The organism is Roseofilum sp. (assembly GCF_982964205.1).
The window spans coordinates 18,003-31,787 of record NZ_CEZBFX010000051.1; the positions used below are offsets into that span (position 1 = coordinate 18,003).

General features: G+C 45.8%; 7 protein-coding genes and 1 pseudogene. 4 read left to right on the plus strand and 4 right to left on the minus strand.

What is annotated here, in order from left to right; genetic code table 11:
* The first annotated feature begins 117 nt into the window (after positions 1 to 117).
* The 3 genes from AC3A14_RS13860 (at position 118) to AC3A14_RS13870 (ending at position 4,512) form a co-directional block, all read left to right on the plus strand.
* Positions 118 to 567, plus strand: a complete 450-nt coding sequence (locus AC3A14_RS13860) for an SRPBCC family protein (protein ID WP_318733288.1) — start codon at positions 118 to 120, stop codon at positions 565 to 567.
* Positions 568 to 741: 174 nt separating this feature from the next.
* Complete coding sequence (locus tag AC3A14_RS13865) at positions 742 to 2,772, plus strand: NAD(P)H-quinone oxidoreductase subunit 5 (protein WP_318733287.1); 2,031 nt, start codon at positions 742 to 744, stop codon at positions 2,770 to 2,772.
* Positions 2,773 to 2,925: 153 nt separating this feature from the next.
* Positions 2,926 to 4,512 (plus strand): NAD(P)H-quinone oxidoreductase subunit 4, encoded by a 1,587-nt coding sequence (locus AC3A14_RS13870; RefSeq protein WP_318733286.1) that lies wholly within the window; start codon positions 2,926 to 2,928, stop codon positions 4,510 to 4,512.
* Positions 4,513 to 4,615: 103 nt separating this feature from the next.
* Here the strand turns inward: AC3A14_RS13870 and AC3A14_RS13875 are convergent, their stop codons facing one another.
* Positions 4,616 to 7,474, minus strand: coding sequence for a CHAT domain-containing protein (locus AC3A14_RS13875; protein WP_318736945.1), 2,859 nt, complete (start codon positions 7,472 to 7,474; stop codon positions 4,616 to 4,618).
* A gap of 99 nt (positions 7,475 to 7,573) precedes the next feature.
* On the opposite strand from AC3A14_RS13875, the gene AC3A14_RS13880 reads away from it, so the two are divergent.
* The gene (locus AC3A14_RS13880) at positions 7,574 to 8,629 is read left to right on the plus strand and encodes a FecR family protein (RefSeq protein ID WP_487779034.1); all 1,056 of its coding nucleotides are present in this window, start codon (positions 7,574 to 7,576) and stop codon (positions 8,627 to 8,629) included.
* Here the strand turns inward: AC3A14_RS13880 and AC3A14_RS13885 are convergent.
* From AC3A14_RS13885 to AC3A14_RS13895, 3 genes and pseudogenes are all read right to left on the minus strand, one after another.
* Positions 8,599 to 9,864 (minus strand): annotated as a pseudogene (locus AC3A14_RS13885) (RNA-guided endonuclease InsQ/TnpB family protein). The gene AC3A14_RS13880 and the pseudogene AC3A14_RS13885 overlap by 31 nt on opposite strands.
* 144 nt (positions 9,865 to 10,008) lie before the next feature.
* Complete coding sequence (locus tag AC3A14_RS13890) at positions 10,009 to 11,241, minus strand: hybrid sensor histidine kinase/response regulator (protein WP_318736079.1); 1,233 nt, start codon at positions 11,239 to 11,241, stop codon at positions 10,009 to 10,011.
* Between the two features lie 3 nt (positions 11,242 to 11,244).
* On the minus strand, positions 11,245 to 13,773 hold the full coding sequence (locus AC3A14_RS13895) for an MASE1 domain-containing protein (protein WP_318736077.1): 2,529 nt from the start codon (positions 13,771 to 13,773) through the stop codon (positions 11,245 to 11,247).
* Between the last annotated feature and the right edge of the window lie 12 nt (positions 13,774 to 13,785).

Below are 13,785 nucleotides of genomic sequence, written 5' to 3' on the forward strand. Positions count from 1 at the left end.
CGTGGGAGAAGGACGTTTCTTTCTTTGGCTACGCTCTTAAGATTGTATATTGTACTGAGTGGGCAAGACTTGATTGCTAAAATCAACCCCCAGCGATCGCTATTCTGAACTCTGACAATGTCATCACGCCAAGTTTTCGAGCAATCGATTGAAATTAAAGCCAATCTAACGACAGTAGAGCGCTGTTTTACCCAATTAGACTTGATGCACCAATGGCTCAATCCCCTGTTAGAGTGCCAACCGGTGGGCATGTGGAGTACAGAAATGGGCAGTCAATCCCGATTTATGATTAAAATTCCCCTCATCCAACCGACGCTCCAGAGTACCGTGATTGAGCGAAAACCTGGCTTAGTGGTGTGGCAATTTGAAGGATTTTTTCAAGGACGCGATCGCTGGGAATGCCAACCGACAGACTCCGGAACCCATCTGATTAACCGCTTCGAGTTTGAAATTCCCAATCCTCTGATCCAATTTGGCTTTAAAACCTTCGCCGCTACTTGGACACAAGAAGACATGAAAGCTCAACTGCGCCGCCTCCAGCAAGTAGCCGAATCAAATAGGGAATAGGGAATAGGGAATATAGCGATCCCCACGTCCCCGTGTCCCCCTATCCCCCCATCTCCCCATCCCCCCATCTCCATTCTTAAAATAATCTTTAGTTCCAACCCGGCAAGGGGTGTGCCACAATAATGAACGGTTTTCAACCAGAAAATAGGACATTTTCAGATAGGCTGATTTTCAATGGAATACCTCTATGAATATGCCTGGTTAATCCCCGTGCTGCCCCTATTGGGGGCGATGCTGGTTGGCCTGGGTTTAATATCTTTCAACAAAGCAACGAATGGTTTACGGCAAATCAACGCTGTGGTAATTGTATCCCTGTTAGGGGCTGCCATGGTGTATTCCTTTGCCCTATTGTATAGTCAAATTCAAGGTCATGAAGTCTATACCTACACCTTAGACTGGGCATCGGCTGGAGATTTTAATCTCACGATGGGTTATGCGATCGATCCCCTAACTTCAGTGATGTTGGCGATCGTCACGACTGTGGCTTTTTTGGTGATGATCTACACCGATGGCTATATGTCCCACGATCCAGGATATGTGCGCTTCTATTCCTATCTGAGCCTGTTTAGCTCATCCATGTTGGGTTTAGTCGTGAGTCCCAACCTGCTGCAAGTTTATGTATTTTGGGAATTAGTGGGGATGTGTTCGTACCTGCTGATCGGATTTTGGTACGATCGCCCCGCCGCCGCCGAAGCCTGTCAAAAAGCTTTTGTTGTTAACCGTGTCGGTGACTTTGGCCTCCTACTCGGTATCCTCGGCCTCTACTGGGCTACTGGGAGCTTCGAGTTTGAGGCTATGGGTGAGAACCTCGCCGATTTAGTCTCAGATGGAGTAATTTCCAGCGCTCTGGCCGGTTTATTCGCCATTTTGGTCTTTTTAGGCCCCGTAGCTAAATCAGCCCAGTTCCCGCTCCATGTGTGGCTTCCTGACGCGATGGAAGGCCCCACCCCTATTTCTGCCCTCATCCATGCTGCCACCATGGTAGCGGCTGGAGTATTCTTAGTCGCTCGCATGTATCCCGTTTTCGAGCATACTCCCTTCGCCATGGATGTCATTGCCTGGACGGGAGCCTTTACCGCTTTCTTAGGCGCGACTATTGCTATTACCCAAAATGATATTAAGAAAGGATTAGCCTATTCCACCGTTTCCCAACTCGGCTACATGGTTATGGCTATGGGAATTGGAGCCTACAGCGCTGGCTTATTCCACCTGATGACCCATGCTTACTTTAAGGCCATGCTCTTCCTGGGTTCAGGTTCTGTGATTCACGGCATGGAAGGCGTAGTTGGTCATGACCCCGTTTTAGCCCAAGATATGCGTTTAATGGGGGGTTTGCGTAAATATATGCCCATTACCTCAACCACCTTTTTAATTGGAACTCTGGCCATTTGTGGGATTCCTCCCTTTGCTGGATTCTGGTCAAAAGATGAGATCCTCGGCAACGCCTTTGCTGCGAGTCCCCTGCTCTGGGCTATTGGTTGGGGAACGGCTGGCATTACCGCCTTCTATATGTTCCGCATGTATTTCTCCACGTTTGAAGGAGAATTTAAGGGCAATGATGAAGGCATTCGCCAACTGGTTCGCGAATCTGCGGGTGTAGCCGGTGATGCAGGCCATGACGATCATCATGATGACCATGGACACGATCATGCTCACAGTCCCCATGAGTCTCCCCTCTCCATGACCTTTGCTCTGATGACGCTGGCAGTTCCCTCGGTATTGATTGGTTTGGTAGGCACTCCCTTTTCTAACTACTTTGAAGCCTTTATCCATGCTCCCGGTGAAACCTTCGACATGGCTGAAGCCGCAGCCGAGTTTGAATGGTCGGAATTCTTGCCCATGGCGGGTAGCTCTGTGGGCATTGGCTTAATTGGGATTACCCTCGCGTCACTGATGTATCTGAGTCGTCAAATCGATCCAGGGGCGATCGCCAAATCTATCCAACCCCTGTATCAATTCTCTCTCAACAAATGGTATTTTGACGAGATCTACGATTCCGTCTTCGTAATGGGAATGCGTCGGGTTGCCAGACAGGTTATGGAAGTCGATTTCCGAGTCGTCGATGGCGCGGTCAACTTAACCGGGTTTGTTACCCTAATTACCGGTGAAGGTCTCAAATATCTAGAAAATGGTCGCGCCCAATTCTATGCTCTCATCGTCTTTGGCGCAGTTTTAGGACTAACGATCTTCTCTGGAATTAGCTAATTGGGGAATGGGGAATGGCGAATAGGGAATAGGGAATAGGTAATGGGTAATGGGTTAAGACTAAGATTTCATGACTATCTCCCCATCCCCCTATCTCCCTATCCCCCCATCTCCCCATCCCCCGATCCCCCCAACCCTATCTACTAAGCATTTATGACTGATTTACCTTGGTTAACCATCATTATTCTGTTTCCCATCGCGGCTTCTCTGCTGCTGCCAATTATCCCAGACGAGGATGGGAAAACAGTACGCTGGTACTCTCTGATTGTTGGACTGATTGACTTTGCATTCATTATCTATGCCTTCTGCACAGGCTATGACTTAAATGAGCCAGGCTTACAGTTAGTGGAAAAATATGCCTGGGTTCCTCAAATTGACCTCAATTGGTCAGTGGGTGCAGATGGTCTATCCATGCCCCTGATTATTCTCACTGGCTTTATTACCACCTTAGCCATGTTAGCAGCTTGGCCGGTGTCCATGAAGCCCAAGCTCTTCTACTTCCTGATGTTGGCTATGTACGGCGGACAAATTGCCGTATTCGCGGTTCAGGATATGTTGCTCTTTTTCCTGGTGTGGGAATTAGAGTTAATCCCGGTTTACCTGTTGCTCTCTATTTGGGGCGGTAAAAAACGGCTCTATGCAGCCACCAAGTTTATTCTCTATACCGCAGGGGGTTCCCTGTTTATTCTTCTGGTGGCCTTGGCGATGGCGTTTTATGGAGATACCGTTACGTTTGATATGCAGGCGATCGCCAATAAGGACTATGCCCTAAACTTAGAACTCTTCCTCTATGCTGGCCTCTTCATTGCCTACGCTGTCAAACTTCCGGTTTTTCCCCTCCATACCTGGCTACCGGATGCTCATGGTGAAGCCACAGCTCCCGTACATATGTTACTGGCTGGTATCCTCCTAAAAATGGGAGGCTATGCCCTCATCCGCATGAATGCCGGTATGTTACCCGATGCTCACGCCGTCTTTGCTCCTATTTTGGTCATCCTGGGCGTAGTCAACATCGTCTATGCAGCTCTGACTTCCTTTGCTCAACGCAACCTGAAGCGCAAGATTGCCTACTCTTCCATCTCCCACATGGGGTTTGTTCTCATTGGCTTAGGTTCGTTTACCAATCTAGGACTGAGTGGTGCAATGCTACAAATGATCTCCCACGGCTTAATTGGAGCGAGTCTCTTCTTCCTCGTCGGTGCAACCTATGACCGCACCCATACCCTAATGTTGGATGAAATGGGCGGAGTCGGTCAAAAGATGCGGAAGATGTTTGCCATGTGGACAGCTTGCTCCATGGCTTCTTTAGCCCTTCCCGGTATGAGTGGCTTTGTCGCTGAGTTAACCATCTTTATCGGCTTTAGTACCAGTGATGCCTACAGTTCCACGTTTAAAGTTCTCGTCGTTTTCCTCGCCGCTGTCGGTGTAATTTTGACTCCGATTTATCTGCTGTCCATGCTGCGGGAAATCTGCTATGGCCCTGAAAACAAGGAATTGGTCGAACACGAGGTATTAGTTGATTCGGAACCTCGCGAGGTATTTATCATTGCCTGCTTGCTGGTTCCCATTATTGGTATCGGACTCTATCCGAAAATTGTCACCCAGATTTACGATCCAACGACGGTAGAATATACAGCCAGATTACGTAATGCTGTCCCCACCTTAGTGGAATCTTCATCTGTGGCATTTGAAGGGGTTCCCGGTCGCCTAGCTCAAGGGATGACGGCTCCTCAGATTTAAAATTCAACTGAATTACCCAAAGGATTCAATGTAGGGGCGTTTCACATGAAACGCCCCTACCAGTTTTGTATCGCTCCTTGAGCAGGATTGCCGATCTCTTTCATCAATGATTCCATTCTCCCTGCAATGTAAACGCTGCCCAATAATAGGGTTGCCACCATTGGGACGTTTCCCACATTTTTAATTGGGCTTCCCGCAATGCCTGACTCGGGGATTTTCCTTCTGCCAATAAAGTCTGGTAAAAATCAATCATTAATTTGGCGGTAGCTTGATCATCTACACTCCACAAACTGACAACTAAACGGGGCGCTCCTGCATACATAAATCCTCGGGTTAAGCCAATTAAACCTTCTCCTTTAATGTTTTGTCCTAAACCGGTTTCACAGGCACTTAAAACCACCAACTCACTGGGTAGGTTTAAGTTGAAAATTTCATGGAGTCTTAAGAAACCATTTAAGGGTTCGCCATCAGCATTGACTAAGGAAAAAACTAGCCCAGATAGGGCAGGGTTTGTGCTATTCATTAAGCCGTGGGTGGCAAAGTGGATAATCTGATATTGGGAGAGTTCGTCACTGGCCGCTAATTTTCGACTGGCACTAAATCCAAAGCCTTCAAGACGCTCTGGAGCAGGAACAAGGGCTAAAATACTTTCGGCTTCCTGGTGAGTGTAAGGTAATCGGTCAAATAAAACACCTGATTCCCTAGCCGATCGCTCCAAATCTGGCGGTAGGGGTTGTGCTTTGCTGGTTCCCCTAGTACTCACTCGTCCATCATTTTGTCCAAACACGGGATCGGCAAGCACAGCTAGAGTTTTGGGGGCAGGTTTGCGTCCTTGGGTTTCCCGTCGCAAAATCGCTACTGTAGACGCAGAGGGAAGATTAACGAGTTCGCGATTGGCAATTAGGGGCTTATATTCCTGTAGACCCGGAACAGCAAGAGCCGCAAAAGGCACATATTGTAAGGCTCCATGACCGGCGATCGCCAATCGCTTATTCCCCAACTCCTCGGCTACCGGCCCTAAAATCTGCTCACTGAGCTGGATAGCGGTGGCTTCCAGCACATTACGGCGTATCCTTTGGGTGGGAATCGTCAGAGCATCTCGAAACTTACGGGCACTCTGTTCTATGGTTTCTCGCCCAGGAAGTTCATAGCTCTTAATCTCCGTAGAACTGACGAGCCATAAGGTGCTGCGCTCCTTGCCCAAAAAGTATTCTAAGAGCAAGGTATCCTCGTCTAGAACCTGGGTTTGGATCTCCTCTAGGGTGAGGGGTTCAGGTTGGGTGAGGGCGGCGTAGCGGGGACTAGAGACCCGAATCAGGGCTTGTACGGCTCGGTATTGGTCGAGAAGGGTTTTAATTTTTTCTTCAATCACCTGGGCTTCCCGTTCAGTATGGGAGCGGCTGAGGATCTGAATTCGGCGCTCTTCTTGAAGACTCAGTTGTTTTTGTAGGCTTTTTTTCTGCTCGAGGAGAGTGGGATTAACGCCCGCACTCACATCTCCTTGGGCTTCTGCCAGAATATCTAACAATGACCTGGCTCTAGATTGTTCGCTCACTTGCAAGGCTTGGGCATCATAGCCGTGTTGGGGCGATTTCTGGTGCAGTTGCATCAGTAAATCGATGTAAAATTCGTAATAGTCCTGTTTGGAGGCAAAAAAGCTAGTGCGTAACTCTTGACTGGCAACGTTAATCCGCATATCTTCGATAATGGCGATCGCCGGTTTCAGGGTTTCGAGTGCTTCTTCTAACCCCCCTTGTTCCTGTTGCACTTGAGCGATACGATACAAACTCAGGGCTTCTTTGGGGCGATCGCCAATTTCTTGCCGAATGCTTAATGCTTGTTGATACTGCTCTAGCGCCTTGTCCGGTTTTCCTTGGTTCGCATAGACATAACCCAGATTATTTAATGTACTTGCCTTTCCTTTGCGATTGCCGACTTCCTCCCACAAGGGTAGCGCTTGTTCATAATAACCCAGGGATTTCTCCCACTGACCCCGATCTGCCCACACATAGCCCATATTATTGAGGGTACTCGCTTGACCGGGGCGATCGCCGACTTCCTCCCACAAGGGTAGCGCCCGTTCGTAATAGGTCAGTGCTTGTTGGGGTAACTTGACCGCATCATAATACAAGCCAATATTATTCAATGTCCGTGCCATCCCCAACCGATCCTCAAGAGTGCGATAGGTTAGCAATGCCTGTTCATAAGCGTGCAAAGATGGGTCATAATCCCCCAAATGATCGTAAATAATACCGATATTATTCAAGGTTGCCGCTTCCCCATAGCCATCTTCCACTTCGCGCCAGAGGGGTAGAGCGCGGTTATAGTAATCTAGGGCTTGCTGATATTGACCGAGGCGATCGTAAACCACGCCTATATTATTAAATGTATAGGCTTCTCCCCCCCGATCTTCAACCTGTTGATAGTGCTGTAGAGCCAGACTATAGGCGTTGAGTGCTGCATCCATATCCGCCTGGATTTGATAAATTAAACCCATTTGGTTCAAACTATCCGCCATCCCCACCGGATCGGTACTTTGTTCATAAAATGCTAATGCCTGTTGCACATACTCCAAAGAAGGCTCTAATTGTCCTAAATTTTTATAAATAATCCCTAAAAGTAAACCACTCAACGCCGATTGTTGCACTTGGCCCTGTTCTTGATACAATTGGTAGGCGTTTTTTAGCAGGGGAATCGCTTGTTCAAACCCTACGACTGTCCCTTTGTGATACCATTCCAGAGCCTGTTGAAAAATCAAGTCTGGAGAATCTGCCTTAACCCTTTTGGCTGTAGGTAACCCAGATAACAGGGTAATCCGATCGGAGTAGGGTAAAGTGTAGCTAGACTCGACAGGAAACGAGGGTTTCCCGATTCCTCCTCCAAGGGTGCATACAAGCAGACCCGTTAAGGGTAAGTAATAATTGATTCGCAATAAGCGAAGAACACGCGGTTGCCAATTCATATTTCAGTTCTTGCCATCTGATGCTGAAAAACAATCCTGATTTGGATCGGGAAGGCTGAACAAACAAACAAATTTTGCTTGAAAGCACCCCATTAAAAAATGAAGCTGTTTGACTCCTACATTCCTCAGATGTTTCCTACTCTGCTTAGAGTGGGAGTGTTCTTGACGGTTCTGAGTTCTGGGTTATCGACCCAACAGAGCTCGGCCAGTTCCGTAGAAACCACCGATCGAACTTCGGTGACGTTGCACCCTGAATCTACTGTAGAGTATAACCACAATTTATCTGCAAGAGAAGAAGCTTTAAATTCCCCCATCAGTTCTCCGGTGGCGCAAGCCCCTACAATGCGATCGGTGACGATTGAAGAAATTAAGGGAACTGTTTGGTTTAACGATCGGCCAGCTCGTGTGGGGGATCAGTTACTCACTTCAGAAGATCGGATCGTTACTGGAAAAAATTCCACGGCTAGACTACGCATTGATAGCCAAGTTGGGGTCGTTGAATTAGCTCCACAAACCACGTTTCAAGTCGAGACCCTCGAAGGAGGAAATCCCCCGATTACAGGATTTTATATTCCTCTAGGACGAGCGCGATTTTCCATTGCCGCATGGGTTAGTAATCCGGATCGTTTATTAGGACAAAATTTGGAGCAAATTACTGGATTAAAAAGCCTCGATATTCCTTTGAATATTGCCCAATCAACGGCAACGGAAAATGCACCGGTGCGGGTGAGAACTCCAGCCGGGGTTGCCGGAGTTCGAGGAACCTCTTTTGGAGTCAATGTCGGTCCAGATGGAAAAACAGGCATTTCTACTATTGATGGTATTGTGGGAGTCTTCAGTCAAGGTCAAGAAGTTTTGGTCAATCCTGGATTTTATGCGGTGATTAATCCAGGTGAACCTCCAACTGTAGAAGAAATCACTCCAGCCCTCTCAACGTTGAGGATTCGGAGTATCTCACCTGCGGGGAATGGAGCTGTGATTGTTGCCCAAGCCGATCCGATGGATCTGGTGTATGTGAATAATCGGGCAGTGCCGACGGATGCTGACGGTAAGTTTAGAATTCGGGTTCATTCTGGCGATCGCGTCCGGATTGTTCTGCGCGGTCCCTCTGTACGCGAACGTCGCTATCTCTTGAATGTGGATATCAGAGAGTGAACTACCCACACTAAGTCGAAGCGACTAAGCGTGTGGGCTTCTAACATCGCAGGGGAATGCCTCAGAACAGACTTGCGTCCACGCTTTGGTCTTACTTCCCCTCCGTTAGCAGAGACGGCTGTTCCATCCGTCTGTAGCATTCTGATGCCTTCTGCTCTTATATTCGTAGCCCCATTACCATCACGGTCGTGACGAGTGCCACAGTGGGGGCAAGTCCACTCTCTAATATCAAGTGGCAACTCATCAATCTGGTGATAGCAGTTAGAGCAGAGTTTGGAGCTGGGAAACCATCTATCAATTTCCAGCAACTTACCGCCTTTTTTCTCTAGCTTGTAAGCGATGAAATTGACGAAACTCCCCCATCCTGCATCAGATATTGCTTTAGCTAAATTGTGATTGCGTACCATGCCTTTGACATTAAGATTCTCTACTACGACCACTTGGTTCTCATTGACGAGCTTTCGGGAAAGCTTATGTAGAAAATCTTGACGGGATTTAGCTACCCGTTCGTACACTTTAGCTACAGTCTTCTTAGCTTTATTCCTTGAATTACTTCCTTTTTCTTTCTTGGCTAACTTTTTCTGCTTACGTTTGAGGTTTTTCTCATGTTTAGCTAGATGTCTAGGGTTGTCATACTTAGAAACCTTGCTGCCATTACTTGTAATAGCAAAATGAGTTAGTCCTAAGTCAATCCCAATTACTTGGCCGTCAGTTGAAACTATTGGGTTATCACCTTCAGCTTCCGTCAATATTGAAGCAAAGTATTTACCTGATGGCTCTAAACTAACTGTTACCGTCTTGATTGCTCCTTCTATATTCCGATGTAATTTAGCTTTAACTTTGCCAACTTTACCCGGGAACCGAATAAATCCATCAAGCACTTTAACGTTTTGAGGATACTGAATTGATTGCTGGCGATGTTTTGACTTGTAACGCGGAAACTTAGCACGTCCGGCAAAAAAGTTTTTGTAGGCTGTAATTAAGTTGAGTGTTGTTGCTTGCAAAACTTGGCTATAGCATTCAGATCACCATATAGTTTCTTGTTCTTTCTTGAGTGTGGGTAAAAAAGCGTTAAGAGCTGATTGGCCAAGACTTTTGCCTGTCTCCTTATAAGTCTCGATTGACTTATTCAAAGCATAGTTCCACCACCATCTAGCACAACCAAAGTGCTGAGACAATATGACTTGTTGTTCTGATGTTGGATAAAGTCGAACTTTGACTGCTTTGTGTATCATTTTAAGTTTTCCTTACTGAATTATACTATAAACAGTAAAAGAGTCAAGAAGATTGGGAAATTTCCCTTCCTCCAATTTCCCGCCTTTCATCCCCCGCTAAATCGAAGCGATTATAGCGGGGGACTTCCCGGCGTATAGTTAAACTTACTCGGGATAGGGGATGAGGAGGGTAAATTCTGTGCCCTTCCCCAGTTCTGAGTGATAAGCGATCGTACCGTGATGTTTTTCTTCAATAATTTGACGGGCGATCGCTAATCCTAAACCCGTTCCTTTACCCATCTTTTTCGTCGTAAAAAATTGCTCAAACATCCGTTGCTGTACTGCCTCTGAAATCCCCACCCCATTATCAGCAATCTGAATCTGGGCATACCGTCTATTCTCTTGCTCTTCAACACGGGTCGTAATCCTCAATTGCGGTGTTTTACTCTTCTTTGCTTCCTCCTGTGGCTCGACGGAGCATTTAGTATCAATGGCATCAATACCATTAATTAATAGATTCATCAGCACTTGATTGAGTTGAGCCGGATAACAGCGAATCAGAGGTAAATCAGCATAATCTTTTACCACTTCAATCGCCGGTCTATACGGTTTTTCTTGTAACCGATGTTCAATAAGATGAAAAATACTTTCGACCCCTTCGTGCAAATTGGCAAGCTTGTATTCTGATTGATCTAGCCTCGAAAATATCCGCAAGGAAATCACCAGACCTTTGATTCGTTCCGCCCCTATTTTCATCGAATCTAATAACTGAAAATAGTCTTTTTTCAGAAAAGGTAAATCAATTTGAGATTCCCACTCCTTGATTTCAGGATGGGGATCGGGATAGTGTCTTTCATACAACTCTAAGAGATGCATGATTTCTTGATGATATTCAGTTGCGTAATCTAGGTTACCGTAGACAAAATTAACAGGATTGTTAATTTCATGGGCAATACCCGCGACTAATTGCCCCAAGGTAGATTGCCCAAATTCTTGAATTAATTTCAGTTGGGCTGCTTTGAGATCGAGATGTACTTGGATACGGGCTAAAACTTCGTCATGATCGAAGGGTTTGGTAATATAATCAACAGCTCCAAGTTTCAAACCTTTCACTTTATTAACAGTTTCCGAAAGGGCAGTCATGAAAATCACAGGAATACTTCGGGTCTGCTCATTAGCTTTAAGGCGACGACAGGTTTCAAACCCATCGATACCTGGCATTAGGACATCTAATAAGATTAGATCGGGTTGACTGCGCTGGGCTTTACTGAGAGCATTTTCTCCATTTTTAGCAATGGTCACCTTATAATTACAGTCTTGTAAAACATCAAATAAAACTTTTAGGTTGGTTGGGTTATCATCAACGACTAAGATTGAGGAAGATGGCAAATTTGTCATTATTTAAACATCCGATTGATAAGAGTCGAGAATTTTTAAAATCTTTTCGTCATCGAAATCTTTAGCTAATTGTAAAATATAGTCGGCAAAAGCCTGATATTCAGGGGATAGCGTTTTAATCCGTATTGCTTCTGCTTCAATCCCAGCAATATAGCCTTCGAGGCTTGCATTATGCAGGCTAACCAGTTCATGATAGGGCGGTATACTCCAATTATCTCCATCATCATCAGTCGTATTTATAGGATCTTGCTGGTCATATTTCCATTCAATATTTAAGTATTGCTGTAATTGCTCGAACAGTTCTTCGGGTTGTACGGGTTTGGGTAAAAAGTTGTCACATCCAGCGGCTTGACTTTGTTGGCGATCGAAGTTAAATACACTGGCAGAAGAGGCAATAATGGGAATTTGACTTAAGGTTTTAGAGGCTCGGAATTGTTTGGTCATTTGAAAGCCATCCACAATCGGCATGGCTAGATCGGTAATTATTAAGTCTGGTGGAGATTCTAGAGCTTTTTCCCAGCCTTCTTGACCATTTTCAGCTTCAACGATCGCAAAACCAAGGGGTTTCAGCCAATCGAGCAAGACTAGACGATTTTCTGGGCGATCGTCTACAATGAGCAGCTTTAGCGGGAGAGAATTGGCTTCTCCAGAGCGCAGAGAGTACCCAGAAGGAAAAATTGGGGGGTGGGTTTCCCCTAAAATTTGCAATTCATGGGCTTCGGGAAGTTTCAAATCAAACCAGAAGCGACTGCCTTTTCCGGGAGTGCTTTCGACTTGAATCGTTCCTCCCATCATCTCTACTAGTTGGCAGGTAATGGCTAATCCCAATCCGGTTCCTTCATCTTGACGGGTGCGATCGCCTACTTGCTCAAAAGCCAGAAATATTTTTTCCAGTTGTTCGGAGTTCATTCCCACACCCGTATCTTCTATTTCAAACCGAATCCGATGCATCGGTTGGGAGGTTCCCGAATCGCTTCCGGATGTCCTCGTGACGGTAAGCGTGACTTGTCCGAGATCGGTAAATTTAACTGCATTGCCGAGGAGATTGATCAGCACTTGACGCAGACGTTTGTCATCGGCATGAACGGCTAGGGGTAAGAAGGGAGAAGGGTAATAGAGAAACCCTATTTCTTTTTGTTCAGCTCTAATGCGACAAATGTCTACTACACTTTGCAGAAATTGGTGAAAATTAAAATCGATAGGATAGAGTTCCAGTTTTTGAGCTTCGATTTTAGATAGATCTAAGATATCGTTAATTAGGGTTAATAGATGGGAACCACATTGATAAATGACGGTTAGTCCGTCCTTTTGTTTGGGAGCAGTTTCGCGATCGCGTTGCAGAATTTGAGCATATCCGAGAATCCCATTGAGGGGAGAGCGCAATTCATGACTCATATTGGCAATAAACGTGCTTTTGGCTTGGTTTGCGACTTCTGCTTTTTCCTTGGCTACTTCTAGCTCGGCGGTACGTTCTTTGACCCGATCTTCTAGGACTTCATTGGTTTGAGCGAGGCGATCGAGGGCTGAGTGCAGTTGCTCTTCAGCTTGGGTGCGTTCGGCGATCGCTGCCATTAAGACTAATAAGGTAAAGACAATGACAGTAATAAACGATTGTAATAAAATCAGGGATTCATTCGCACTTGCTCGTGCAAATACACCTAACCCTTGCGCTGTTCCCATAACCGCATTTGCAGAAACTAGAACGATTAAAAACGTGGTTGCCAGTTGTCCAAAACGAAACACACACCATACCAGCAACGGAATGAGCATATATTCAATGGGGTACCCTCCCCAAAAGCTGATTTGACTCACCCAGATAATCGACAAAAATAAAATAAATCCTTCCAGAATTACTCTAGAATTCGCCCGATCTAAACGTTGACGGATTTCTCTGTTCAACTGATTAATATTGCGAATTTGTAACCATTTCTTGATGGTCTGTTGGTTCAGCTCAATCGAATGGGCTAAACATAGCAGCAATGGAGCGACCACAAATATACCTGCAACTTCGGTCATCCACCAGGAAAAAAAGACTTCTCGATAAATTTCACCCGGTACTTTTTGCTGCCAATAAAGAGAGGTTACTCCTAGGGTTGTACTCACTATTGATGACAACATACCCGCTAATGTCAAAAATTTTAAAACATCTGCGATTCGATAGAAGGGATGGCGATTTCTCAGGGTTTTCCGCAATAGTGAAACACCCACCCAAGGGTTTAGTGCAACTCCAGACCAAAGGATAAAGTATAAGATAGCACTTTTAAAGGGAAGGATATTCCCGGTTGACATCCAAGATGCAATATCAGTCAAGGATGTCCCTAAAAAGACACCAAGAACCATCCAATTGCCGAGGATATAAACTGCCGCCGTGGCCACACCCGCTGAGGGCCAAATCAAGGTAAAATCATCTGAGACTGCGGCTGTCCGTTGAGCGATTAAAACAAAAATGCAATAGGTTAGAGCAACTAGGATAATACCTATAACGGTATGAAGTTTTCTGTCCTTTTTATGATTTTCACGTATACGATACATACATTATTATGG

Excerpts from the sequence above, each read along its gene's own strand:
- AC3A14_RS13860 (WP_318733288.1), top strand. The coding sequence starts at position 118 with ATGTCATCACGCCAAGTTTTCGAGCAATCGATTGAAATTAAAGCCAAT.
- AC3A14_RS13865 (WP_318733287.1), top strand. The coding sequence starts at position 742 with ATGGAATACCTCTATGAATATGCCTGGTTAATCCCCGTGCTGCCCCTA.
- AC3A14_RS13870 (WP_318733286.1), top strand. The coding sequence starts at position 2,926 with ATGACTGATTTACCTTGGTTAACCATCATTATTCTGTTTCCCATCGCG.
- AC3A14_RS13875 (WP_318736945.1), bottom strand. The coding sequence starts at position 7,474 with ATGAATTGGCAACCGCGTGTTCTTCGCTTATTGCGAATCAATTATTAC.
- AC3A14_RS13880 (WP_487779034.1), top strand. The coding sequence starts at position 7,574 with ATGAAGCTGTTTGACTCCTACATTCCTCAGATGTTTCCTACTCTGCTT.
- AC3A14_RS13890 (WP_318736079.1), bottom strand. The coding sequence starts at position 11,241 with ATGACAAATTTGCCATCTTCCTCAATCTTAGTCGTTGATGATAACCCA.
- AC3A14_RS13895 (WP_318736077.1), bottom strand. The coding sequence starts at position 13,773 with ATGTATCGTATACGTGAAAATCATAAAAAGGACAGAAAACTTCATACC.